This is a genomic window from Streptosporangium album (assembly GCF_014203795.1).
Classification (GTDB): domain Bacteria; phylum Actinomycetota; class Actinomycetes; order Streptosporangiales; family Streptosporangiaceae; genus Streptosporangium; species Streptosporangium album.
The window spans coordinates 59,529-83,983 of sequence record NZ_JACHJU010000007.1 but is presented as its reverse complement, the minus strand read 5'-3'; the positions used below and the strand labels follow the sequence as shown (position 1 = coordinate 83,983).

Below are 24,455 nucleotides of genomic sequence, written 5' to 3'. Positions count from 1 at the left end.
GCACCTCCTGGTGATGGACGCTCACAGGGGGGCCCGGCCGCTGCCCGCGTACTCCCACAAGGAGGAGCTGAGGCTCTTCGAGCACATGGAGGAGGGCAACCGGCTCTCCGAGCGGGGGGCCACGCGGTTGCGGGAGTTCGTCGAGGAGGCCCAGCGGCTCGCCGAGGACAAGGGCGTCGAGGACCTGATGGCCTTCGCCACCTCGGCCGTCAGAGAGGCCGTGAACGGCGTGGAGGTGCTCGGCCGGATCAGGGCCGAGACCGGTGTGAACATCGAGGTGCTGTCCGGCCAGGACGAGGCGAGACTGACGTTCCTGGCCGTGCGGCGGTGGTTCGGATGGTCCTCGGGGCGGCTGCTGGTGCTCGACATCGGCGGAGGATCGCTGGAGATCGCGTCGGGGATCGACGAGCAGCCGGACGTGGCGGTGTCGCTGCCGCTGGGGGCCGGGCGGCTCACCCGTAACTGGTTCACCGCCGACCCGCCCCCGGCCGACCAGGCGCGAGCCCTGCGCAGGCACGTGCGGGCGGAGATCGCCCGCACGGTGGGCGAGGTGACCCGGTACGGCCAGGCCACCCACGCGGTGGCGACGTCCAAGACCTTCCGGCAGCTCGCGAGGATCGCCGGTGCGGCGCCCTCGAACGAGGGCCCGAACGTCCGCCGGGTGCTCAGCCACGCCGATCTGATCGAGTGGACGGACCGGCTGGTCAAAATGGACGCGCGAGGGCGCGCAGGGCTCCCCGGGGTTTCGGCGGGGCGGGCGTCGCAGTTGCCGGCCGGGGCCATCGTCGCGGACGCCACGATGGATCTGTTCGGCGTGGGGGAGCTCGAGGTGTGCCCGTGGGCGCTGCGCGAGGGCATCATCCTGCGGCGGCTGGACGCGATGCCGGAGAGCTGAGGTTTGCCGCGCCTCTACCCGGTAAGAGCGCAACACCATGAACAGCGCTCAGCCGGGGTCGTCGCCATCGGGCTGCTGCCGTTCGCGGTCTACTGTTTCTTCGAGGCGCGCCGGCACCGGCTGTGACGGGTGGGCGCGCATGGGACGGCAGGGACGGGCACGCAGGTGAAGGCCCTTCTGGCAAGCCCGAGCTGTCTATCCGGTAAGCGATCCCATTAGCACTTTTCCGAGACATCTACCTTCTTGAGCTCCGCGTCCTTCCAAGGGCGCGGACAGCATCGGAGGGGCCAGATGGACTCATCGGAGTATGACGGCAGCGAATGGGTTCTCCGCCTGGCGGGCTCTCCCGACCAGGTGGCACGGGCCCGCCGGCTGGTCTCCACGACCTTGGGCCGTGATCATCCCCTCCACGACGACTGCGTGTTACTGACCAGCGAGATCGCCACGAACGCGGTGCTCCACTCCCGGTCGGGGGACGGCGGGCTCTTCACCGTCACGGTGGTCTACTCGGCGGAGACCGTCCGGGTCTGCGTCCAGGACGAGGGCTCCTCGAGCGCCCCCTGCGTGTGCCGCGCCTCGGCGGACGCCACGGGAGGCAGGGGCCTTCCCCTGCTGGAGGCGCTGGCGCACCGCTGGGGCCTGGTCCGGCAGGCGGGGGCCAACAAGGTCTGGTTCGAGCTCGTGCTGACCCCGGCCACGATGCCGATGAGCCGGCTGGCCGGCGTCAGGTGAGGCCCGGCGCCGATCGGGCGTGGGCTCCGGCGTCAGAGGGACAGCCGGCACAGGCCCTCGGCGAGGGCCCTGGTGGTGAGCCGGGTCCGGCTCTCGCAGCCGAGTTTGGCGAAGATGTGCTCAAGATGGGTGGTGACCGTGCGGACGCTCAGCACCAGGGCCGCCGCGATCTGCGGGTTGGAGTCGCCGAGCGCGACCCGGGTGATCACCTCGATCTCCCGGCCGGTCAGCTCGTACGGCAGGGCGCACGGGCGTTCGGCGATCACTGCGCCCTGGATGGCGCCGTGCGGCCCGACACCGGCGCGTAGCAGCCGCACCTCCCGCCACTGCCCGGTCCCGTCCAGCCAGAGCCCGCGCCGGTTCAGCTCGCGGGAGTCGATGAACTCCCTGGCCAGCTCGGCCATGCCGGGCTCGGCGGCGACGGCCGCGGAAGCCGGGGTGCCGGTGACGTCCCTGCGGGTGCCGGCGCGGTCGAAGGCCGCCGCGTGGAAGCCCGGCGGCGTGCCGACGGAATCGACCACGCAGCGGCTCAGGTCGGTGACGTGCGCCAGCGTGGGGGAGACGGCCCTGATCAGGGTGCTGGCCTGGGCGGAGAAGGCACCGGGATCGCGGGAGTTCAGGTGGAGCAGACCGGTGTAGCGGCCCTCGGCGAGGAAGAGGGGGGTGGTCAGCCCGGCCTGCCAGCCGTACGGCTCCAGGTGGCGCCGGAAGTAGCGCTCGGTGCCCGGGGCGCCCATGACCAGGGGCATCCGGGAGTCCATGGCCCGGCGGTAGGGGTCGAGCCTGACGTACTCCTCGGCGGCGTCGCCGTCCACCCGCGTGTAGCCGTCGGAGACCAGGCTGCGGTGCTGTTCCGTCACCGGGTCGTAGGCGACGAACTCGTAGGCCTCCAGCGCGATGACCTCGCGCAGGGCGCGCATCGCACCGGGGATGCCGCTGCGCCCGGCGACCTGGAAGCCCACCTCGGCGAAGGCATGGAGGTGGCGCGGGCTCAGGGTGATCTGGTCCAAGGTTTCCTCCGTGCACAGAGTGCCCCAAGGTACCAAAGATAGGGAATACGTAAATTGTCCGATGCCCCCGGTCTGTAACCGTCTTTACCCTCTCCCGCAATACCCCCTGGGAGGAACAGTGACGGTCTTGACGAGGACACGAGGCTCTGCCGTCCTCCTGGCGACGATGCTCGCCGTGAGTGCGTGCGGCGGATCGCCGGCGCCGGCCACCGGAGGACAGCAGGCCACGAAGGAGTTCTCCGTCGGGCTGACGGAGCCGGACCACCTGACCCCTGGCAACACCTCCAGCAGCTACTCGGTCACCGTGCTGCAGGCGCTGTTCGACACCCTGGTCGTCATCGACCCGAAGGGGCAGCCGCAGATGCGCGCCGCCGAGTCGGTGACCAGCGACGACCAGAAGGTCTGGACGATCAAGATCAAGCCGGGGCAGAAGTTCCACAACGGCGAGCCGGTGACCGCCGCGAGCTTCGCCGACGCGTGGAACGCCGCGGCCTACGGTCCCAACGCGTGGACCAACAACTACTACTTCGAGAACGTCGAGGGCTACGACAAGCTGAACCCCGAGGCCCCGGAGGGCTCGGACACCGCGCCCAAGCCCGAGACCGACAAGCTGAGCGGGTTGAAGGTCATCGACGACACCACCCTCAAGGTGGCCCTGACCGCGCCGTTCAGCCAGTTCCCGATCACGCTGGCCTACACCGGGTTCGCCCCGATGCCGAAGGCGGCATTCACCGATCTGGCGGCCTACGACGTCAAGCCGATCGGCAACGGCCCCTTCGCCCTGGACGGCGAGTGGGTGCGCAACCGGCAGATCAAGGTGAAGAAGTTCGACGGCTACGCCGGGCCCCGCCCCGCCAAGTCCGCCTCGGTCAACTTCAAGATCTACGAGAGCCGTGACACCGCCTACGTGGACCTGCGGGCCGGCAAGGTGGACCTGATCCAGACGATCCCGCCGGCGAGCGCCGGAGAGGCGAAGCGGCTGCTCGCCGACCGGTTCGTGGCCACCCCGAGCGGGACCATGGACTATCTGGGCTTCCCGGTCTTCGACAAGCGCTTCCAGAACGCCGACCTGCGCAAGGCCATCTCGATGGCCATCGACCGGCAGGCGATCGTGGACGCGGTCTTCAACGGCACCTTCAAGCCGATGGGCTCGCTGGTGGCGCCGCTCGTGCCGGGCTACCGGGAGAACGCCTGCGGCGAGGCGTGCGTCTTCGACAAGGCGAAGGCCAAGGCGCTGTTCGACAAGGCCGGCGGCTTCAGCGGCACGATGAACCTCTACTTCTCCAACGCCGACCCCAGCTACGAGCAGTGGATGACCGCGGTGGCCAACCAGCTCAAGGACAACCTCGGGATCACCGACATCCAGTTCCGCAAGATCCCGGCGGCCGACTACCTGTCCACGCTCCGCGCGCACAAGCAGGACGGGCCGTACCGCAACAACTGGGTGATGGACTACCCGAGCCCGCAGAACTACCTGCAGTCGATGTGGGGCGAGGGCAACCGGATGGGCTGGGAGAACAAGGAGTTCAACGACCTGCTCACCCAGGCCAACTCGGCCGCCAGCATGGATGCCAGCATCCCGCTCTACCAGAAGGCCGAGGACCTCGCGCTCAGCGAGATGCCGATGGTCCCGCTGTGGAACTGGCAGGACCAGGCCGGATACTCCAGCAAGATCAGCGGTGTCCAGATCGACGCCTACAGCCCGAACCTCGACACGATCACGGTGAAGTAGGTGATCCACGAGGCACACGTGACCCCGGAGCGCGCCGCTCCGGGGTCTCCCCGTGAGGGGGGGACGTGAGGTACGCGCTCCACCGGCTGCTCCAGGCGGTCCCGGTCTTCTTCGCCACCACGTTCCTGATCTACGCGATGGTCTTCGCCCTGCCCGGCGACCCGATCCTGGCCCTGGCGGGTGACAAGCCCCTGCCCGACGAGGTCCTGCACACGCTCCGGGAGCGCTACCACCTCAACGACCCGCTGATCGTCCAGTACGGCCTCTACATGCTGCACGCCGTCCAGGGCGACCTGGGGCAGACCTTCACCGGACAGCCGGTCAGCGAGCTGCTCCAGGGGCGCTGGGCCGTCACCGCCCAGCTCGCCGTCACCGCCTGGATCTTCGAGCTCGTGGTCGGCATCGGCCTCGGCGTGATCGCGGGACTGCGCCGCGGCGGGATCGCCGACACGGCGGTGCTGGCCGGGACCACCTTCGTCATCGCGGTCCCGGTCTTCGTCGTCGGTTACACCGCGCAGATCATGCTGGGCCTGAACCTCTCGCTGTTCCCCACCGCGGGCGTGGACGAGGGATGGCCGGTCAGCTACCTGCTGCCCGGCATGGTGCTCGGCTCGTTCGGCCTGGCGTACGTGGCCCGGCTGACCCGCACCAGCCTCATCGAGAACATGCGGGCCGACTACGTCCGTACGGCGCGCGCCAAGGGTCTGCGCCGGAGACGGGTGATCGGCCGGCACGCGCTGCGCAACTCGCTGATCCCGGTGGTCACCTTCCTCGGCGTGGACTTCGGCAACCTCATGGCCGGCGCGGTCGTCACCGAGGGCATCTTCAACCTGCCGGGCATCGGCCAGCAGGTCTTCCAGTCCATCCAGCTCCAGGAGGGGCCCGTCGTCGTGGGCATCGTCACCATGCTCGTGATGATCTTCATCGTGGTCAACCTGCTCGTCGACCTCCTGTACGGCGTGCTCGACCCGAGGATCAGCCGTGGTTGAGACGCAGACCGTGGAGGCCGAGGCGGTCTCGGCCCGGCCCGGGTCCCTGTGGCACGACGCCTGGCTGGAGCTCCGTCACCGGGTGATCTTCTGGGTCTCGATGGTGATCCTCGTGGTCGCCCTCGCGATGGCCCTGCTGCCCGGGCTGTTCGCCGGGCTGGGCCCGAACGAGGGCTGCAACCTGCGGATGTCGAAGAAGGGGCCGGGCGACGGCGCGGCGTTCGGCTACGACCTGCAGGGCTGCGAATACTGGTCGCAGATCGTGCACGGCACCCGGGCCTCCGTCATGATCGGCATCGCGGTGACGGTCTTCGCCCTGCTCATCTCGGTCGTGCTCGGCCTGCTCGCCGGCTACTACGGCGGCTGGCTGGACGCGGTCGTCTCCCGCCTCACGGACGTGTTCTTCGGCATCCCGTTCGTCCTGGGCGCGACCGTGATCCTGGTCGCCTTCCCCGACCACGGCGTCTGGGCGATGACCCTGGTGCTGGTCATGCTGGGCTGGACCACGATGACCCGTCTCATGCGCGCCCAGGTGATCGCGGTCCGCGACATGGACTTCGTGGCCGCCGCCCGGATGCTCGGGGCGGGCGATCTGCGGATCATGTTCAAGCACATCCTGCCCAACGCGATCGCGCCGGTCTTCGTGGTGGCCATGCTCAACGTGGGCAACGTCATCGGCGGCGAGGCCACCCTCGACTACCTGGGCGTCGGCCTGCAGTATCCGGAGGTCTCCTGGGGCCGGCAGCTCAACGACGCCCAGACGTACTTCGCCGAGTATCCCCACCTGCTCGTCTTCCCGGCGTTCTTCCTCACCGCGACGGTGCTCAGCTTCCTGCTCCTGGGCGACGTCGTCCGCGACGCCCTGGACCCCAAGCTGCGCTGAACCGGCCCGCCCCGGCAGCCGGGAGCGGGGGACCTCCGGGATTTCCGGCATCGCGGCCGGGGCGGTGGCCACCCGCCCCGGCCGCGCCCATCACTCGCGAAGGCCGCAGGTGTGGCCGCCGGGCAGGAGCTCCGAGACGGTCCCCCAGCCGGGCGGCTCCGGCCACTCCGCGTCCGGCGGGGATTCCGTCAGGCCCAGCACCGCGCAGGCCAGCCAGTGCTCGCCCGGTCCGTGCTCGCCGGTCAGCGTGGGGATCACCGTGCGCGGGGCGAGCACGTTGGTGCCGGGCAGGGCGTGCACGAGCCGCCCGGCCCGCACGCCGGTGAGGTCCTCGATCACGCACAGCCCCGAGGGGGAGTCGAGGCGGGCGTGGCCCGGCCCCTCGGCGGAGCGGCGCGGGGGCGTATCGCGGTTCACCGCGAAGGCGCCCTCGGCGGAGAAGAACCCGCGTTCCGCGCGGACGCGGTGCACCCGCACGTGCCACGGAGGCCGGGCGACCAGCCAGGTCTCGATCTCCACGTCCGGCCACGGCGCCCAGTGGCTGTGGAGCAGGCCGTCGTGCGCCGTGGAGTCCCGCGGCACCTCGCACGGCCGCCAGTGCACGCCGTCGTCGCTCACCGCGAGGGTGCTGTCGAACGCGCCCTGGTCGAGCCCCCGGGAGCCGCTCGGCACGCTGAACCCGAAGAAGGTGGAGTAGGCGAACTTGGTGTACTTCGCCGCGCCGTGGCGTGCCCAGGTGTTGTACTGCTGCGCGCTCAGCATGACCACCTGCCTGCCCTCCTCGCACCGCATCAGCGCGACGCCCGCCTCCGGCTGGGTGGCGACCGCCGGCAGGTCCGGTGCGGCCTCCTCCTCCGCGGTCCAGAGGGGGTGTTCGGCGGGCAGCGCCAGCGGCAGGAAGGCCTTCAGCGCCCAGTAGGGGGAGCCGGGGGCGTTGTACTGCTCGGTGAGCAGGGGCTGGTTGTAGCCGTAGCCCAGCGTGAGCAGCCCGGCGGAGTCGCGGATCGGCCGCCCCCGCCACCAGCGCAGGTGCCGCATCAGGTGGCCCTTGACCGTCCCCCAGGGCAGGGCCTCGACGTCGGCGAAGGCGAGCGCGCCCCAGAACGCCCCCTGGGCGAAGCGGTAGGTCAGGCTCCGGCCGAAGGGCACGGCGGCCCCGTCCGAGGCGAACCAGTGCTGGAAGTCGAGGGCGAAGGCCGCCGCCCGCTCGCGGAGACGTTCGGCGCGGCCGGGATCGCGGTCTCCGGCCAGGGCGGCGTAGATCAGGCCGTAGTAGTGCATCGCGAACGGGATGTAGTAGTCGCGCTGGGCGGTGGGGCCGTCGCCGTACCAGCCCCCGCCGAGCGCGAAGGATTCCAGGCGCTCCAGCCGGGCGGCGTTGGGCGCGGGGTCGAAGCCGACGCCGACGCGCTCCAGGCCGAGCCCCACCATGACGGGGAAGAAGTGCCAGTTGCTGTCGACGGCCTCGACGGTGAGTGCGTGGAGCAGCCAGGCCGCGAGGTTGTCCCGCTCCCGGCCGCTCAACGGGTCCCATACGACCTCGGGCGCGAGGGCGAGCGCCAGGCCGATCGCGGCGGTCTCCACCAGCCGCTGGTCGAAGTCGGTCACCGCCCCCCAGAACTCCTCATGTCCGGGATCGGTGCCGGACGCCAGCCCCCGGCGCCACAGCTCCCAGTGCTCGAACGTCCCGCCGCCCGCCGCCAGCGGTCCCAGCCCCCACAGCGGACGGGCGAACGCCTCAAGCTCGGCGGCCGCGTCGGGGTAGTGGGCGGCGTTGGTCCCGAGCCGCAGGCGCGCGCGCCCGGGACTGAGGTGGGCGACCAGCGGCCCGGTCAGCTCGCGCACAAGTCGGCCCATGTCCTCGCGGTCGTACGGCACAGGCCGATTCCCCCTTCTTGTAAATAGTTACTTTTACCGCCAAAAAAAACCGGAGGAGGCCCAGCCTCACCCGAGCAGGCGCACCTTCCCGTCGACGCGGGCCAGGTCGGCGGGGCGGTCCGCCCGTAGCTCCCGGCCGCCGAAGGTGATCCACGCGGGTACGGCCGAGTCGAGAAAACCGTTGAGCCCCTTGACGACGGCGTCGTCCAGGGCGCCGTCGGCCAGCCGCGCCACGGCCGCCCCGCCCCGCGCGCCGTCCGTCTCGAAGACGCCGTACGGGGTCTCCACCCTGACGGGCCCGTCGTTCTCGCTCTGCACGAGGATCGTCAGATACTGGACGTCGCGTCCGGGATGGACCCGCAGGAACGCGTCCGCCGCGCCGCGCGTCACCCGGACCGGACCGGCGTCCGGGACGGCCGCCGGGGACGCGGTACGGCCGGCGGCGCGGCCGAGGGCCCGGGCGAGCACGTCGCACGGGCGCAGGTCCTCGTCGAGGCCGGGCGCGGGGCCGTCCAGCACGATCCGGCCACCGGCCGCGAGATGTCCGGCCAGCAGGTCCTGGACGTGGCGGTGCATGAACGGCCCGCCGGGGACGGTCAGCGTCTCGTGGGCGGCCAGCCCGTCGGGCGTGGCGCTCTCCAGTTCGACGACGGCGTAGTCACGGCCCGCCCGACGCATCCGGTCGTGGAAGGCGCGCAGGGCGGTGCCGCACCGGGGCGCCCCGGACTCCTCCGCGCCGGACCAGGCGGCGATCCCGGCATAGGGCAGATACAGCCCGAAGGCCTCGCTCCTGACGGGTGCGCACTCCAGGAACTCCACGCCGTGCAGGGCGAAGAAGTCCGCCAGCACGCGGACGACGGGGGCCTTCGCGCCGGCGGAGCCGTCGGCGGCGATGGGCGCGCTGTCCGGGTAGGGCATGGTGTAGGCCGCGTCCAGGTCGGGTGACCAGCCGGAGGTGGCGGCCCCGGTGTAGACGTTGAACCCGGTGGCTCCGGCGGCGAGGGCGAGCAGGGTCTGGTGGTAGCTGGTGGTCGCGTCGGCGTAGGCGCGGTCGTAGAGCTCCGAGAAGCCCCAGTTCTCCTCCAGGTTGGGGCCGGGGGCCCGTTTGGCGGCGATCACGTATCGGGCCTGGGCGTCGGGGTCCGCCGAGACCACGCCCATCCAGTTGGTGAAACCGTAGGAGATGTCCCCCCACTTCTCGGGGCGCACCCGGGCCAGCCAGTCGTCCAGCTCCTCGACCGTCGGCGGGTTCAGGTTGACCACCACGGGGACCCGGCAGTCCACGGCCGCGCTCCAGCGGAGGTAGACCTCGGCGAGGTAGTCGGCGTGGAACCGGCCCCAGTCGGCGTGGCCCTGCATCTCCTCCGGCCGCACGGCCCCCGTCCAGGCGCGGGGCGGCTCGACCTCGTCCCATCGCCGGTGGTCCGTCGCGTGGGTGCGGTTGTACTCCTCGATCGAGCCGTACCACGCCAGGAGGCGCTCGCGGAAGAACGCCAGCCCCGAGGGGCTGTAGTCGTAGGCCGACAGCGACCGCGCGCCGTTGGTGTAGATGCCCTCGTTGGCGATCTGCATCATGATCACCGGGCCGTCCGGATGGGCCGCCGCGTCCAGCACCTCCTTGCCGACGGCGGACAGCCACCGGGTGACCTTGGACAGGAACGCCGCCCCCAGCGGGGCGGGGAGCGGCCTGCCCGGCAGGTGTGTGGCCGAGTCCGCCCAGCGCGAGGGCTCGCCCGCCGCGTCGAGCAGCGGCTCGATCTCCCCGTCCGCGGAGGGGCAGACCCAGTCGGGCAGGCCGCCGTAGGTCGTCTCCGCGTGGATGAACGGGCCGGGCTTGGCGATGACCTTCAGCCCGAGCCCGTGACACAGGTCGAGGAAGCCGACGACGTCCCTGCCGGGGTGGCCGCTGCCGGTGAAGTCCGGCGCCGTCGCGGCGTCGGGCTGGTGGTGCCGCCACGGGATGTAGCTGCTGATCACCTCGACACCCAGCTCGTCGCGCATCGCCCGGAGCCGGTCGGCCCAGACTCCCGGGTCGTCCCGGTAATAGGGGTAGTCGGCGCTGACGAGCACCCGGGGCTCGCCGTCGACGACGGTGACTCCGTTGCGGACCTCGATGGTCACGCTCACACTTCCAATCGTCAGTTACGGCTCGCGCCGTAGGGGGTCAGCTCTTGAGACCGGTGAAGGCGATGCCCTGCATGATGCGGCGCTGGAAGATCAGCAGAACCACGATCACGGGCACGACCGCCAGGGCGGCGCCCGCCATGATGTAGTAGGCACGCCCGGATTCGCTGCTGGCCAGCTGCTGCAGGGCGAGCGGCAGCGTGTAGAGCTCGGGGTCGTTGAGGACCACCAGCGGCCAGACCAGGTCGTTCCAGTGGAAGATGAAGCTGGTGATCGTGACGACCGCGAGCACCGGTTTGGACAGCGGCAGGATGATCCGCCAGAAGATCTGCATCCGCCCGGCGCCGTCGATCCGCGCCGCCTCCTCCAGCTCGCCCGGCAGCGAGAGGAAGAACTGCCGGAGCAGGAAGATGTCCAGGACGGAGGCCACGTTGGGAATGATCAGGCCCCACCCGGAGTCGAACATGCCGAGCTGCTGGGTGACGTGGATGCGCGGCACCAGCAGGGTGATGGTCGGCACCATCATGCCGGCGAGCATCAGGACGAACAGCTTGTCGCGCCCCGGGAAGGGGATGCGGGCGAAGGAGTAGGCGGCCAGCGCGTCGATCAGGAGCTTGGCCGGCACCAGGACCAGGCAGACCCAGACGCTGTTGAGGAACGCCTGGCCGAGCCCGCCGACCTGCAGGACGTGGTCGTAGTTCTCCAGGGTCGGCGACCAGTCGCCGGTCTTGCGGTCCAGCGGCAGCAGGCTGGGCACCTTGGTGTAGACGTCGGAGCCGTGCTTGAACGAGGTGGCCAGCATCCAGACGAACGGGACGACCGAGACCGCCGCCAGCAGCACCAGGGCGACGTAGATGGGCGTGAGCCGTACCTTCTTCGATGTCCTCACGACGCCTCCTGCTTGACGAACTTGAACTGGAGGGCAGTGATGATCATGATGAAGACGAACAGGATGAACGACATCGCGCAGGCCGCGCCCATCGCGTCGTAGCGGAAGGCGAACAGGTAGAGGTGCAGGACGTAGGTCAGGCCTGACTGCTCCGGTCCGCCGGTGACGCTCTTGCCGCCGCCGCCGGAGAAGATCACGTAGACCAGGCCGAACACCTGCAGCGCCGCGATCACACCGGTGACCAGCAGGTAGAAGGTGGTGGGCCGCAGCATCGGGAACACGACCCTCCAGAACCGCTGGACCGGGGTGGCACCGTCGATGATCGCCGCCTCGCGGATCGAGTCGGGGATGCCCTTCAGCCCCGCCAGATAGATGATCATGGAGATGCCGCACTGCCAGGCGGCGATGAACGCCAGCGCCGGGATGACCAGCTCGGGAGTGTTGAGCCAGTTCTGCCCGGGGATGCCGAACAGGCCGAGGAAGCTGTTGACCAGCCCGTACTGCGGGTCGTAGAGCCACCGCCAGATGGCGCCGACGGCCGCCTCGGCGGTGACCACGGGCAGGAACAGCAGCAGCCGGAACACGTTGGAGCCCCGGCGGATCGCGTTGAGGAGCAGGGCCTGGGCCAGCGCGGTCCCCAGGGTCAGCGGCACCGCGATCAGGGTGTACTGGAGGGTGACCTGCACCGACTTCCAGAAGTGCGGGTATTTGACGTCGTCGAAGATCAGGTCGGCGTAGTTGGCCAGCCCCACCCAGGCGGCGTCGGTGCGCAGGTCCCAGTCGGTGAAGCTGTAGTAGAGCGCCGACAGCGCCGGATAGAGCAGGAAGATGATGAAGTACGCCATCGCGGGAGCGATCAAGAGCCACCCGATGACGTGGTCGCGCCCCCCGAGGCCCGGAAGGCGGCGCCGCCTCCCGGGCTCGGGCGTCGCGGTGGGCCTGTCGGCCGGCACCGGAGATGCCACGTCCGCCTCGCCTCCGCGTCAGCCGGTCCAGCCGAGCAGGGCGCGGGTCTTGGCCGCCGCGTCGCTCAGCGCCTGCTGTGAGGTGACCTTGCCGCTCAGCGCCGACTCGATGGCGGGAGCGATGATCTCGTCGTTGATCTGGATCCACTGCGGCAGGGCCGGCCGGGCCTGGGCGACCTTGAGCTGCTCCAGGAACGCGGCCTGGTCGGGCCCGAAGGTCGCGGCGTCCCTCTCGGCCGCCGCGATGTTGGTCGGGAAGCCGCCGAGGGCCTGGGACAGCTTGGTGTTGTTGTCGGAGTTGGTCAGGTAGGCGAGCCACTTCCAGGCCAGGTCGGCGTTCTTGCCCTTGGTGAAGACCACCGCGTTCTCGCCGCCGATGTTGCCGGCCGGCTGGGTCTTGTACGGCAGGGGCGCGGTGCCGAACTGCAGGTCGGGGAACTGGTCCTTGATGTTGGCGACGTCCCACGGGCCGGAGATCATCATGCCGGCCAGGCCGTTCTCGAATGCCTTGTCCGAGTCGGTGATCGCCCTGGGCGAGGAGGGGAGCAGGTCCACCCAGAGCTGCAGCGCGTCGACCCCGGGCTGCTGGTCGAAGAGGATCTTCTTGTCCTTCTCGTCCACGAGGGAGCCGCCGGCGCCCGCGACGATGCCCGGCCACATCCAGGCGCCGTAGCCGTCGCCCTTGGGCACCACCATGCCGGCGGTCTTCGGATCGTCCTGATGGATCTTCGCGGTCATCTGCTTGAGCTCGTCCCAGGTCTTGGGCGGTGCCGGGACGAACTTCTTGTTGTAGAACAGGGCGACCGCGGTGTGGTCCACGGGCAGGCCGTAGAGCTTGTCGTTCACCCGGTTGGTGTTCAGCGCCCCCTCGTAGTAGGCCTTCTCGTCCACGGTGCCCGCGGGCATCTCCTTGATCGTGCCGTCCAGCGCGTACCGGGACACGAGCGGCTGGTCGAGGATGCCGACGTCCGGGACGCTCCCGCTGGCGATGGCGCTGCCGAGCTTGGTGTTGTAGTCGTCCTTGGGGATCTTGACGATCTTCACCGTGACGCCGTTGGCCTTCTCGAAGTCGGTGCGGAGCTTCTCGACGACCTCTCCGGCCTGCGGTGTGCGGTCCTGGAACATCCAGTAAGTCAGCGTCTTGGCCTCCGCGGCCTTATCGGAGCCGCCGCCGCACGCGGCAAGTCCGATGAGCAGCGCCACGCCGGCCGCCGTCCCTGTGACTCTCCTGATCATTTCCTGACTCCTCATAGGGGGTTGAACGGACGATAATGTAAGACGCGAAAAAAGTTCAGCCCTCGGAGGAAACGCTTTGGTAACGCAGCCGTCGTGGTGGCGCGACCATCGGCCGGTAGCGGGTTACCGGCACTCCGTGCGATGGATTGATGAATTCAAGGTTTGAACTAACATTGTCGTGAAAGTAGGGGAGATTGATCATGGCGAGGCCTGAGCGCAGGACGGTCCGGGATGTCCGGAAGGGCAACCAGTCCATGCTGCTACGTACGCTGTACTTCAACGGGCCCGCCAGCCGGAACGAGCTGACCAGGCTCACCGGGCTGAGCGCCGCGACGGTCAGCAGCATGACCGGTGACCTGCTCGCCGACAACGTCGTCGTCGAGGCCGGCCACGTCGAGTCCGACGGCGGACGCCCCCGCGTGATCCTCCGGGTCAACCCCTTCTACGGTTACGCGATCGGCGTCGACGTGGCCGACACACACGTGCGCGTCGAGCTGTTCGACCTGGCGATGAACGAGAAGGCCAAGGTCGAGTACGCCCTCCGCCCGGCCAGGCACGACATCGAGTTGGTGGTCCGGCACATCCTCGCGGGCATCGACGTCGTGCTCGCCGACGGCGGGGTGTCCGCCGCGCAGGTGCTCGGCGTGGGAGTCGGCGTCCCCGGCATCGTGGAGCGCGGCGGCGACGTGCTCGTCCACGCCAAGACCTTCGGCTGGGACGGCGTCCCCCTCGGTGCCCTGATGCGCGCCGGCACCGCGTTCCCGGTGTTCGTCGACAACGGCGCCAAGACGATGGGCCAGGCCGAGCTCTGGTTCGGCGCGGGGCGCGGTGCCGGTGACGCGGTCATCGTGCTCATCGGCTCGGGGGTCGGGGCCACCGTCGTCACCGACGGGACGACCTTCCGGGGCGTGAGCAGCAGCGCCGGCGAGTGGGGACACACCAAGATCGTCGTGAACGGCCGGGCCTGCCGGTGCGGCGGGCGCGGCTGCCTGGAGGCCTACGTCGGCGCCGAGGCCATCCTCGACCGTGCCGGGATCGCCACGCAGACGGCCGACTGGCAGGCCGAGCTGGCCCGACTGCTCGAATCCGGGTCACCGGTGCTTGAGGAGACCGCCACCTACCTGGGCGTCGGCCTGTCCAACCTGATCAACCTGATCAATCCCGAGCGGATCGTCATCGGCGGCTGGGCCGGTCTTCTCCTCGGCGGGCACCTGCTCGCCGACATCCGCGCCGCCTCGGCGGACAACTCCCTGGCACAGCCGTACGCCGCCACCTCCATCGTGCTGGGTCACCTCGGTCCCGACGCCGTCGCGCTGGGGGCCGCCACCCTCGTCCTGGAGAGGTTCCTGAGCTCCCGTCCCACCGCGCAGATCCCCGCCACCGGCTGAACCCTGCCGACGGGCCGCGTCGTCGAGCCGCCCGGTCTTCCTTCGGGGGAGAGACCCGAAAGCCGCTCGACCTCGCGCTCAAGCAGAAGCCGTGACGATCGGAACGGGACCCCCGCCGATGAGGTGAAGGGCGCCGCGTCAGTCCACCACGGAGTGGCACATCGCCGTCACGGTGAAGGTCCGAGCATGGGACGGGTCACCGGGACCACGGTGAGGAGGTGATCGAGGCCCTTGAAGTCTGCAGGGTTGCAGGTGTAAAGAGGCAGCCGGTTCGCCATGGCAACGCAGGCGATCATCAGATCCGCGGTCCGTGGGCGAGGCTTGCGTCCCGCCGCGATGACGGAGACCCAGAGTTGGCCGTACTCACGCGCGGCGCTCTCGTCGAAGGGCAACGGGTCGAACTCGGCTTCGACGCCTTGCAAGATCTTCATACGCTGGGCGAGTTCCTGGGGGCCGGTTGCCACCAGCACTCCGACCGACAGTTCCGCGGTCGTGATCGCGCTGATCATCATTTCGTCCGGGAGTTCGTCCGGGTCGATATCCGCCCGCAAGATCAAGATGTTGGTGTCGAGCAGTCCCTGCGGATGGGTCACGGCTGGTTCTCGGCAAACTCGCCTCTGCCGTAGGCACGGTCGTAGGGGTCATAGAGGTCGTCGTTGGCGTACCGGTCCAGGTCGGCACGGAACTTCCGGTCGTCCAACTGGGGCATGCCGCGGGACATGGCCGCGAACTCCGCGCGGGAGACAGCGCGCCGCCGCCGGCGGATGGGCACCAGGTCGCCGATGTGGTGGCCGTTACGCGTGACTTCGAATCGTTCGCCCCGTTCGAGGGCGTCCATGATCTCCGCTGACCGATTGCGCAGATCGCGTTGGGAGATCTGCTCCGGAGAGCAGGGTTCCGGCATGCTCATGGATCAACTCTAACGCTGATTGTGCTTCCTGGTGCTACCTAGTAGCACAATCAGCTCAGCTGGCAAGGCCTAGACGTCTCACTTGGCGTGGGTCCATAAGCGCTTGTGCCGGTTTCTCGGGAGTTCTCTTCGGTACGGGGAGTTCCGGCCTGGTTACGTGCCCCGTCCGGCCGGAGGTCCTGTCGGGTCTTCCGGCCGGACGGGTGGGGTAGGACGGTCAGGCGGCCAGGAGGCGGGATCTTTACTTCAACGAGCCAGCGGGCGCGATCATCGGTCACGCATGGCACGGATCAGTACGGGCATCGCGACCAGCAAGACGATTCCTCGCAGCACACCCGCGACAGGGTAGGGCGCACGCAACCCGAACGCGTGCGCCACCAGTCCGCCGGTCAGTGCTCCGAGCGGGATCAGTCCCCAGCCCAACATTTTGTAGACGCTGTTCACCCGGCCGAGCATCTCGGACGGCACGATCTGCTGCCGGAGGCTGACGGTCACGATGCTCCAGAGCGTTATGACGAAGCCGTTGACGGCCAGCAGAGCGCCGAGCACGATCGCGTTCGGGCTCAGCCCGATCCCGACGAAGACGACGACGTTCGTGGCGAGCGCGGTGAGGAGAGCGGGAAGTGCGCCGACTCTGTTGACGACGCGCGCACTGACCAGGCCGCCGAGCAGGCTGCCGATCGCGGCGCCGGCGAGCAGCAGGCCGTAACCGCGCGCGTCGAGGTGCAGCGTCCGGGTTGCCAGCAGGACGAGTGTGACGTTACCGAGTTGGCCGCAGAAGGTGTTGACACCGAGCAGGACCGCGAGGGTGCGCAGCAGTCGGTGACGGGCCAGCCAGCGCAGGCCGTCCGCGATCGCCATGCGCATCGGCGGGTGCTCGATCCGCCGGCGCCTACGCCTGGGCAGTGTCGCCAGCAGCGCGGCGGACAGGGCGAACGAGCCGGCGTCCATCCCGAACGGCAGCGCCACGGCGACCGCGAAGAGCAGGCTGCCGATCGGTGGTCCCAGGAACTGGTAGCCGATCGCTGTGATCGTCTGCTGGTGGCCGTTCGCCCTGTGCAGCAGGGGGTCGGCGACGATATCCGGCAAGATCGCCTGCGCTGCGTTGGCGAAAACGATCTCGCACGCCCCCAGCCCGAAGGCCATGATCGCGAGCACCGGGATGCCGATGTGACCGAACGCGGCAAGGACCGCGATGACGCTGACGATCACTGCCTGGATCGCCTGCGAGCGCCACATGAGGCCGACGCGGTCGTACCGGTCGACGAGCGCACCGGCGGGGAGCGACAGCAGCAACCACGGCAGGTACGTCGCTGCGGATACGACCGATACGAGCCGCGGGTCGCGCGTGATCGTGACGGCCAGCAGTGGAACGGCCGCGGCGAACGCCCCGTCACCGACGGTGTTGATACCCGTCGCCCACCACAACCGCCAGTAGACCGGAGACAAGCGTGGCTCGGCGTCGGTCTGCGTCATGTCCTGCCTCATGCCGGGATCTTCGGGTGCCGGGCGCTGTCACGACATCATTTAGGCCATTGCTACATAGTGAATCCATGGCCTTGACGATCGATCTCGGCGTGGCCGAGCTGGCGGCGACGCGATTCGCGATCTCACCGCTGTCTGAGACAGTGGCCGGCCTGCAGCAGCTGGGTGATATCGATCGGCACCCGCTCAACCTGCGGTGGCTGCGGTGGGCGGCGGACGAACTCGCCAGACAGCCACTCGACCTCTCACATACCTTGCCGCTGCTCATGAGCGACCGACCGAGCTGGCCGGAGTTCCTCGTACCCGCTCCTCTCGGCGCAGGGGCATCCATCGAGGACGACCTGGCAGCCTTGCAGAGGACGACTGCTCTTCAGGTGCGGGCCAGCCTCCGGCGCGTGTTCGGCGAAGACCCTCCTGACGCCGTCGCCGCGCTCGCCGCGCAGCCGGTGGCAGGCCTGCGGGCGATCGCCGCGGAACTGCGTGCGGCACATGACCGGCTCATCGCGCCGCACTGGTCACGGATCCGGGCCGTACTCGATGCGGACGTCATCTATCGCGCCAAGCAGTTGGCCGCGGGCGGTGCGATGAGGTTGTTCACCGACCTGCACCCGGACCTGCGCTGGTGCGATGGTCGGCTGATGCTGGGGGGAGCGCGCTGGCAGGCCGAGCGCGTCGTGAACCGCGGTCCGGGTGGGCTGGTCCTCATCCCCGTCGTTCTAGGCTCGCCCTACGTGCTGATCAAGCAGAGCACCTCCACGCAGACCACGGTGCGATATCCGGCACGGGGCGTCGGGGCGCTGTGGACCGCGGGGACGCAGGCGCCTGCGGGTAGCGCGGTCCGGTTGCTCGGTCGGGCGCGGGCCGAACTGCTGGAGGCACTACGGTCCCCGGCGACGACGACGGACCTGGCTCGTGCGCTCGGTGTCACGCCCAGCGCGGTGTCACAACACCTCGGCGTGCTGCGTGAGAGCGGACTGGTCGCACGCGAGCGATCCGGGCGCAACGTCCTGTATGTGACGACTGCTCTTGGGGCGTCCCTGAGCGGGACACCTACCCGGCCGCGAGTGGATTGATGAGTGTGCGCGGACTTCTTCGGGAGCTTTCTTCGGCACGGGGTTTCGGTTCGGGGGAGTCCTGGCCGGGTGACGTGCCGCATCCGGCCGGAGGTGCTGTCGGGTCTTCCGGCCGGATGCGGTGGGGTGGGGTGGTCAGGCGGTCAGGAGGCGGTCCAGGACGCGGACGCCGAACTCCAGGCCCTCGACCGGGACGCGCTCGTCCACGCCGTGGAACATGCCGTAGTAGTCCAGGTCGGGGCTGAGCATCAGGGGGGCGAAGCCGTAGCCCTTGATGCCGAGGTCGGCGAAGGACTTGGCGTCGGTGCCGCCGGACATCACGTACGGCACCGGCCGCGCGGCCGGGTCCTCGGCGATGAGCGCGTCGCAGAGCCGGCCGAAGAACGGCGCGTCCAGTGGCGCGGAGGGGGCGTCCTCGATGTTGACGAACTCGCGGGTGACCTTCGGGCCGAGCAGGCGGTCGATGGTCTCCAGGAACTCCTCCCGGTAGCCCGGCAGGAAGCGGCCGTCCACATGGGCGGTGGCGGTGCCGGGGACCACGTTGACCTTGTAGCCGGCCTCCAGCATCGTCGGGTTCGCCGAGTTGCGGATCTGCGCCTTGAACAGCGCGCCCACCGAACCCAGCCGGTCGGCCTCCTCCTCCAGGCGGTCGAGGTCGATCGGCTCGCCGAGGATGTCCCCGAGGCCGGTGATCAGCGCCGCCACTCCGGGCGTCAGCCGTACCGGCCACTGGTAGGAGGCGATCCTGGACAGGGCGTGGCACAGCTCGGCCACGGCGTTGTCCTTCGGCGGGCGGGAGCCGTGGCCCGCGACGCCGGTCGCGGTGAGCTTCATCCAGGCGGTTCCCCGCTCGCCCACCGCGACCGGGTAGATCCGCGCGTCCGAGCTCTGCACGCTGTAGCCGCCGGACTCGCTGATCGCCTCGGTGCAGCCGTCGAACAGCTCCCGGTGCCGCTGCGCCGCGTACCGCGAGCCGTACTCGCCGGTCGCCTCCTCGTCCGCGAGGAAGGCCAGCACGATGTCCCGCTTCGGGCGCACGCCGCGCCGTGCCCAGTCGCGGACCAGGGCGAGCGTCATCGACACGGTGCCCTTCATGTCCACCGCGCCCCGGCCCCAGACACAGCCGTCGGCGATCTCTCCGGAGAACGGATGGACCTGCCAGTCGGCGGGCTGGGCGGGCACCACGTCCAGGTGGCCGTGGATCAGCAGAGCCTCGGGCGAGTCGCCCGGGATCCGGGCGACCACGCTGGTGCGGCGTGCCGCCGACTCGAAGACCACCGGCTCGATCCCGGCGTCGGACAGCAGTTCGGCGACGTGTTCGGCCGCCGGGCGCTCGCCCGAGCCGGGATTGGTGGTGTCGAACCTGATCAGGTCAGAGCAGATCTGCGCGACCTCGTTCATGGAAAAGGACTCCCCGAAAATATGGATTTACTGGTGCTTACCCTTGAGGACCAGGGGCGGCACCTCTGGCGTCGGAAACCCGAAGATCAGACCGTAGAAGGCGAGCTCGGCCTCCAGCGCGGCGACGATGGTCTCCTCACGGCGCCAGCCGTGCTGCTCGCCGGGGAAGGTCAGGTAGGCCCACGGTGTGCCCTCGCGCTCCAGCGCCGCGACGAACCGCTCCGCCTGGACCGGGTCGACGATCGCGTCCTCCAGGCCGTGCATGAGCAGGGCCGGACCGGACGCGTCCGCGGCGTGCATGGTGGGCGAACGGTCCAGGTAGCGCTGCCGGGTCTCCGGAAGCGGGCCGATCAGACCGTCCAGGTAGCGTGACTCGAAGTCGTGCGTCTCCGCGGCCCAGCCCTCCGGGTCGGTGATCGCGTAGTTGGCCACCGCGCCGCGGAACACCGTGCTGTGCACCAGCGCGGCCACCGACGTCCAGCCACCCGCGCTGCCGCCGCGGATCGCGACCTTCGAGGCGTCCGCCTTCCCCGAGGCGATCAGGCCGCGCGCCACGGTCTCGGAGTCGCGCACGTCGACCACGCCCCACTGGTGGCGCAGCCGCTCCCGGTAGGCGCGGCCGTACCCGGTGGAACCGCCGTAGTTCACGTCGGCCACGCCGATGCCCCGGCTGGTGAAGTAGGCGATCTCCACGTCGAGGACCATCGTGCTCGCGCTGGTCGGCCCGCCGTGGACGAAGATCACGTAAGGGGCGGGGCCGGTGACGCCGCGCGGGGGGTAGAGATGCGCGTGCACGCCGTCGAAGGTCACCGCCTCCGGGACGGGCAGCGCGTCTCGGTCGGGCAGATCCTTCTCCGCCGACAGGACGGCGTGCGCGCCGGTGCGCAGGTCCACCGTGACGACCTCGAACGGCGTGTACGGCGAGGCGCCCACGCCCGCCACCAGGTCCCCGCCGACCGAGACCGTCGGGTTCCAGTAGGTGGGCGGGGCGTCGAGATCGGTGATCTCGCCGGTGGCCGGGTCCAGCAGGCCGAGGCGGCGGCGGGCCGGGGTGCCGTGCACCATGACGATCTTGTCGCCCGCGAGCGCGAACCAGGTGTTGCCGAGCCGCCAGATCGCGTCGCCGCACTCCTCCCGCAGCGGGGCCAGGTTGCGGGCGGGCGAGCCGTCGAGGGGGACCAGGTGCAGGTTCCACCAGCCGTCCGGGTCGGTGAGCGCGTAGAGCGCGCCGTCGTCGCGCCACTCGGCCTGGATCACCGACTCCTCGGGGCCACCGGCGACGACCCGGTACTGCCCGGCCGACCCGGCCGCGTCCAGGGAGGCCACGCACAGCTCGGTGCCGTCCCACGGCATGGCCGGGTGGTTCCAGCCGATCCAGGCGACGTGCGTCCCGTCGGGGGAGAGGCGGGGGTTGGTCAGGAAGTGCTGGGCCGCGGTGATGACCCGCACCGCCCCGCCGTCCAGCGGGACCGCGACCAGGTCCCGGCGGGGGTCGATCCGCGCACCGGGTGCGCCGGGCTGCGGCTCCGCGAGGTGGATCTCGCGGACGGCCCAGACCTCGTCGCGCCCCGGCGGCAGGTAGAGGTCGCCGTAGCGGGCACCGTCGTCCGGGGTGAGGGGGACGGGCTCCGCGTGCCCGTCGTACCGGTAGATCCGCTGGTCGGACCAGTTGGTGAACACGACCCCGCCGCCGGGCAGCGGTCGCCAGGAGCGCCCGCCGTACTCGATGAGGCGGTTACGGGAGTTCCAGCCCGGGGGAAGCGCGTCACGGGGCACGCCGTCCGGCCCGCGCCGGACCACACACCTGCGTCCGCCCTCGTGCGGACGAGGTTCGTCCCACCACACCTCCTCCCCGCAGATCTCCACCCAGAGCGGACGGTCGTCCACCCTGGCAACGTCGACGGGGCGGATGGGAGAGTCGTTCAGCATGGATCACCAGTTGCCGTCGGAAGGGGGCAGGACAAAGCCGGGCGGGTGGACGATGTGCACGATCCCCCCGCTGCCGGACCTTCGGAGCCATACGTTCTCGAACGCGGTCCGAGGATAGACCCGCCGCACCGTGTCGTCGTCCGGCGCGGCGGGGTCGTTGGCGATGACATCACCATCCGCGGTGAAGCCGATGACGACCATGATGTGGCCGCCGGTGGAGTATCCCGAACCGGGCAGCTCGTGGTCACGGAACGACTGCGAGGTGGCCACCGGGATTCCGGCGTGGACCAGGCGCTCCAGCTCGGTGAGCGAGCGCAGCCGGGTGACGAATCCCTCCAGGCCGTACCGGCCGACGTAGGCCACGCCGAACGGCCAGTTCCCGGTGCCCTGGTAGCTGTGGTCGTACATGTCCCGGGCGGCGTGGTCCACGGCCGGGCACGGGTCTCCCGGCGTGACCCAGGACAGGTCGTCCGGCTGAGGGCCGCGCCCCCAGTAGGCGAGCACCATGCTCATCGAGGCAGGAGCGCACCAGTTCTCCCCGCCGCCGTCCCACTCGGGGAAGTGTCCCGCGTGGACCTTCTGCGACCGCCGCGGCACGTCCAGCTCGATGCCCCGGGCCTCTCCGGGTGGACTCACCGGCACCGCCGGCAGCGAGGGCACCGCCGAGGCCATCACCCCGGCCCGGTGGACCCGCGCGCCCGTGCCGTACAGCGTGAACCTGAGCCGGTAGGCGACGACCGGCGTGGTGGCCACGTAGGTGTCCACCGCGACGTCGCCGTCCTCGTCGCCCTGACCGGGCAGCGAGGTCCGGTGGACGTCGTGGTCGCTCTCGGCCCAGCGGCCCATCACGTACCACTTGGTGAGGTCGCCGGAGACGGTGCGGGCCTGCAGCGCGACCTCCAGCCAGGTCCCCGGCGGGGTGCTCGCCGTCCATGACGGCACGAGCTCGGTCGCGGAGAACCCGATGGCCCTCTCCTCGCCGGTCCAGCGGGCGTACTCCCAGGTCCTGGCAGTGCCGAACGGATCGTGGTAGTCGGCCAGCCCGCTCTCGCTCGGGTTCAGGTCCGTCCACCGGTGGAGGACGACGAGGCTCGGATCGGCAGGCGTCGGGGTGACCACCTGCTTGATTGTGGTTTCAGACTAGAAGTGGCACATCGGACGGTTTACGTATCCGAAATATGGGATCACGCAGCTCCGGTGGCGGCCCCCTGCCGTCGACGCACGGCAGGGGAAGCGGGGCGGTGATCCACGTGTCCTCCGTGGTGACGACGGGCCCGCCTGCCGCGATGACCGACGGCACCCCGTGCGTGTACATCGGCATGCGCGCCACACCCAAGACCGCCTGAACTCCGGCGTTGACATCACCCCGGCCCTTCCGGATTCGCCACGGCGGGGGCCGGGGCGAATGACGGTCATCCGGTCCGCCACAGCCGTACGACCTTGTCCTCGCCGCCGCTGGCCAGGGTCGTCCCGTCCGGGCTGAAGGCCACCGCGTGAACACCCGCGGTATGGCCGGTCAGGGTGACGAGCGGCTTCCGGGCGGTCACGTCCCACAACCGCAGCGTCCCCTCACGGTCGCTGCTGGCCAGGGTCGTCCCGTCCGGGCTGAACGCCACCGCTTCGACATCCCAGGTGTGACCGGTCAGGGTGGCGGCCAGGGTCCACTGCCCGGGGCGGGACAGGGAGGACTCCGGGCCGCGGGTGAGAGCGACGGCGGCCGGGACACCGGCGGCGGCCATGGCGCCGAGTCCGGCCAGAAGCAGGACCCGGCGCCGGGACAGGGAGCGGATCCCCCGGGCGGCGGCAGGTTGCGCGGACGCGGGGGCATCTCCGTTCCGCCCCTGGCCGGGACCCTCTGGCGGGCTGAAGCGGTGCCGGCGGGTGGCCGTGTCCAGATCACCGAGCTGCCCGTCATGTGGCCGCTCGGACGCGGGCCATGCCGACGCCTTCGAGGCCGAAGGCGGGGCCCAGGGCCGGGAGGGGGCCGTATGAAGGGGCGGTTGCCCGTCCTGAGCCGCGGTGACGGCGGCCAGCGCCAGGGAGGCCTGCTCGGTGTCCAGGCGCTCGGCGGGATCCTTGCGCAGCAACCCGGTCAGGATCGGGGCCAGCGACCCGGCGTGGACGGGCGGGTCGGGCTCGCGGGCGATCATGGCGGCCAGCACCGCCATGAGGTTGGTTCCGGTGTACGGCGGGCGCCCCTCGACCGCGGCGTACAGGGTGGCCCCCAGCGACCACAGGTCGCCGGCGGCGGTGACCGGCAGGTTGTCAACCTGCTCGGGGGCCATGAACGCCGGGGTGCCGATCAGCACTCCCGAGGCGGTCAACGCGACGTCCCCGGCCAGGCTGGCGATCCCGAAGTCGGTGATGATCACCCGGTTGCCCGTCAGCAGCACGTTGGCGGGTTTCAGGTCGCGGTGCACGATCCCGGCCGCGTGCGCCTCGCCCAGCGCCTCCAGCATCATGGCGCCGATCCGCGCCACCTCGGCCGGCGCCAGGCGTTCCTCCCGTTCGATCACCTGCGCCAGGGAGGAGCCGTCGATGAACTCCATCACGATGATCGGAGCGTCGTCGCAGGTGATGACGTCGTGGACGGTCACGATCCCGGGGTGGTTCAGCCGGGCCGCCGAGCGGGCCTCGCGCATCGCCCGCTGCCCCAGCACCTTCCGTTCGGAGAGGGGCATGCTGTGCGGGAACAGGATCTCCTTGACCGCGACGTCGCGGTCGAGCAGCTCGTCACGGCCTCGCCAGACCTTGCCCATGCCGCCGATGCCGATCGGCTCGATGAGCCGGTATCGCCCGTTGAATAGCTTCCCGCCCGCCTCGGTCATGGTTCAGCACGGTAATCTACCTAGATCACGAAACGCACGCCGGGTCCGACCTCGAACCTCGGGCCCGTGAGGTGAGCGGCCACCGCCCGTTTCCCGGGGACAGGAGGG

The 24,455-nt window shown here is 70.2% G+C and carries 21 protein-coding genes; 8 read left to right on the top strand and 13 right to left on the bottom strand.

The genetic code is table 11. The features are described from left to right. Window positions 1-13: 13 nt before the first annotated feature. Together FHR32_RS41115 and FHR32_RS41110 are read left to right on the top strand one after the other, a co-directional pair. Window positions 14-895, top strand: coding sequence for a Ppx/GppA family phosphatase (locus tag FHR32_RS41115; RefSeq protein ID WP_246468616.1), 882 nt, complete (start codon window positions 14-16; stop codon window positions 893-895). Window positions 896-1,186: 291 nt separating this feature from the next. Then, on the top strand, window positions 1,187-1,627 hold the full coding sequence (locus FHR32_RS41110; RefSeq protein ID WP_184760014.1) for an ATP-binding protein: 441 nt from the start codon (window positions 1,187-1,189) through the stop codon (window positions 1,625-1,627). A 32-nt stretch (window positions 1,628-1,659) separates the two neighbouring features. Here FHR32_RS41110 and FHR32_RS41105 read toward each other — a convergent pair whose 3' ends face one another. Continuing rightward, on the bottom strand, window positions 1,660-2,637 hold the full coding sequence (locus FHR32_RS41105; RefSeq protein ID WP_184760013.1) for a LuxR C-terminal-related transcriptional regulator: 978 nt from the start codon (window positions 2,635-2,637) through the stop codon (window positions 1,660-1,662). Window positions 2,638-2,803: 166 nt separating this feature from the next. On the opposite strand from FHR32_RS41105, the gene FHR32_RS41100 reads away from it, so the two are divergent. The 3 genes from FHR32_RS41100 (at window position 2,804) to FHR32_RS41090 (ending at window position 6,241) form a co-directional block, all read left to right on the top strand. After that, the gene (locus tag FHR32_RS41100) at window positions 2,804-4,369 is read left to right on the top strand and encodes a peptide ABC transporter substrate-binding protein (protein WP_184760012.1); all 1,566 of its coding nucleotides are present in this window, start codon (window positions 2,804-2,806) and stop codon (window positions 4,367-4,369) included. A 65-nt stretch (window positions 4,370-4,434) separates the two neighbouring features. Further along, window positions 4,435-5,358 carry an ABC transporter permease gene (locus FHR32_RS41095; protein WP_184760011.1) on the top strand — a complete coding sequence of 308 codons (924 nt, stop codon included), beginning with the start codon at window positions 4,435-4,437 and terminating at the stop codon, window positions 5,356-5,358. Further along, the gene (locus FHR32_RS41090) at window positions 5,351-6,241 is read left to right on the top strand and encodes an ABC transporter permease (protein ID WP_184760010.1); all 891 of its coding nucleotides are present in this window, start codon (window positions 5,351-5,353) and stop codon (window positions 6,239-6,241) included. The genes FHR32_RS41095 and FHR32_RS41090 overlap by 8 nt, the downstream gene beginning before the upstream one ends. Before the next feature lie 90 nt (window positions 6,242-6,331). Here the strand turns inward: FHR32_RS41090 and FHR32_RS41085 are convergent, their stop codons facing one another. From FHR32_RS41085 to FHR32_RS41065, 5 genes are all read right to left on the bottom strand, one after another. Next, window positions 6,332-8,119 carry a DUF2264 domain-containing protein gene (locus tag FHR32_RS41085; RefSeq protein ID WP_312882940.1) on the bottom strand — a complete coding sequence of 596 codons (1,788 nt, stop codon included), beginning with the start codon at window positions 8,117-8,119 and terminating at the stop codon, window positions 6,332-6,334. Between the two features lie 66 nt (window positions 8,120-8,185). After that, the gene (locus FHR32_RS41080; RefSeq protein ID WP_184760009.1) at window positions 8,186-10,246 is read right to left on the bottom strand and encodes a beta-galactosidase; all 2,061 of its coding nucleotides are present in this window, start codon (window positions 10,244-10,246) and stop codon (window positions 8,186-8,188) included. A 37-nt stretch (window positions 10,247-10,283) separates the two neighbouring features. Beyond that, window positions 10,284-11,132: a carbohydrate ABC transporter permease gene (locus FHR32_RS46475; protein WP_184760008.1), complete on the bottom strand. Its 849-nt coding sequence runs from the start codon at window positions 11,130-11,132 to the stop codon at window positions 10,284-10,286. Then, window positions 11,129-11,977 (bottom strand): carbohydrate ABC transporter permease, encoded by an 849-nt coding sequence (locus FHR32_RS41070; protein ID WP_184760007.1) that lies wholly within the window; start codon window positions 11,975-11,977, stop codon window positions 11,129-11,131. Before FHR32_RS41070 ends, FHR32_RS46475 begins: the two co-directional genes overlap by 4 nt. A 138-nt stretch (window positions 11,978-12,115) precedes the next feature. After that, the gene (locus tag FHR32_RS41065; protein ID WP_184760006.1) at window positions 12,116-13,333 is read right to left on the bottom strand and encodes a sugar ABC transporter substrate-binding protein; all 1,218 of its coding nucleotides are present in this window, start codon (window positions 13,331-13,333) and stop codon (window positions 12,116-12,118) included. A 200-nt stretch (window positions 13,334-13,533) separates the two neighbouring features. Between FHR32_RS41065 and FHR32_RS41060 the strand changes: the two genes are divergently transcribed. Next, complete coding sequence (locus tag FHR32_RS41060; RefSeq protein ID WP_184760005.1) at window positions 13,534-14,721, top strand: ROK family transcriptional regulator; 1,188 nt, start codon at window positions 13,534-13,536, stop codon at window positions 14,719-14,721. A 167-nt stretch (window positions 14,722-14,888) separates the two neighbouring features. On the opposite strand, the gene FHR32_RS41055 is transcribed toward FHR32_RS41060, so the two are convergent. The 3 genes from FHR32_RS41055 to FHR32_RS41045 all read right to left on the bottom strand — a co-directional run bounded on the left by FHR32_RS41055 (window position 14,889) and on the right by FHR32_RS41045 (window position 17,107). Further along, a complete protein-coding gene (locus tag FHR32_RS41055; RefSeq protein ID WP_184760004.1) occupies window positions 14,889-15,314 on the bottom strand; it encodes a type II toxin-antitoxin system VapC family toxin in 426 nt (141 codons plus the stop codon). Next, on the bottom strand, window positions 15,311-15,631 hold the full coding sequence (locus tag FHR32_RS41050) for a type II toxin-antitoxin system Phd/YefM family antitoxin (RefSeq protein WP_221466911.1): 321 nt from the start codon (window positions 15,629-15,631) through the stop codon (window positions 15,311-15,313). The genes FHR32_RS41055 and FHR32_RS41050 overlap by 4 nt, the downstream gene beginning before the upstream one ends. 267 nt (window positions 15,632-15,898) lie before the next feature. Beyond that, the gene (locus tag FHR32_RS41045) at window positions 15,899-17,107 is read right to left on the bottom strand and encodes an MFS transporter (protein WP_246468615.1); all 1,209 of its coding nucleotides are present in this window, start codon (window positions 17,105-17,107) and stop codon (window positions 15,899-15,901) included. Window positions 17,108-17,184: 77 nt separating this feature from the next. Between FHR32_RS41045 and FHR32_RS41040 the strand changes: the two genes are divergently transcribed. Next, a complete protein-coding gene (locus FHR32_RS41040) occupies window positions 17,185-18,189 on the top strand; it encodes an ArsR/SmtB family transcription factor (protein WP_184760002.1) in 1,005 nt (334 codons plus the stop codon). Between the two features lie 135 nt (window positions 18,190-18,324). Here FHR32_RS41040 and FHR32_RS41035 read toward each other — a convergent pair whose 3' ends face one another. The 3 genes from FHR32_RS41035 to FHR32_RS41025 are packed head-to-tail and all read right to left on the bottom strand — an operon-like array spanning window position 18,325 to window position 22,638. Further along, a complete protein-coding gene (locus FHR32_RS41035) occupies window positions 18,325-19,590 on the bottom strand; it encodes a M20/M25/M40 family metallo-hydrolase (protein WP_184760001.1) in 1,266 nt (421 codons plus the stop codon). Window positions 19,591-19,617: 27 nt separating this feature from the next. Continuing rightward, on the bottom strand, window positions 19,618-21,519 hold the full coding sequence (locus FHR32_RS41030; protein ID WP_184760000.1) for a dipeptidyl-peptidase 5: 1,902 nt from the start codon (window positions 21,517-21,519) through the stop codon (window positions 19,618-19,620). 3 nt (window positions 21,520-21,522) lie between these two features. Next, a complete protein-coding gene (locus tag FHR32_RS41025; protein ID WP_312882939.1) occupies window positions 21,523-22,638 on the bottom strand; it encodes a C39 family peptidase in 1,116 nt (371 codons plus the stop codon). A 59-nt stretch (window positions 22,639-22,697) separates the two neighbouring features. Here FHR32_RS41025 and FHR32_RS41020 point away from each other — a divergent pair, with 59 nt between their 5' ends. Further along, complete coding sequence (locus FHR32_RS41020; protein WP_184759999.1) at window positions 22,698-22,865, top strand: hypothetical protein; 168 nt, start codon at window positions 22,698-22,700, stop codon at window positions 22,863-22,865. Window positions 22,866-22,931: 66 nt separating this feature from the next. Here the strand turns inward: FHR32_RS41020 and FHR32_RS41015 are convergent, their stop codons facing one another. Continuing rightward, complete coding sequence (locus FHR32_RS41015) at window positions 22,932-24,347, bottom strand: WD40 repeat domain-containing serine/threonine protein kinase (protein ID WP_184759998.1); 1,416 nt, start codon at window positions 24,345-24,347, stop codon at window positions 22,932-22,934. Between the last annotated feature and the right edge of the window lie 108 nt (window positions 24,348-24,455).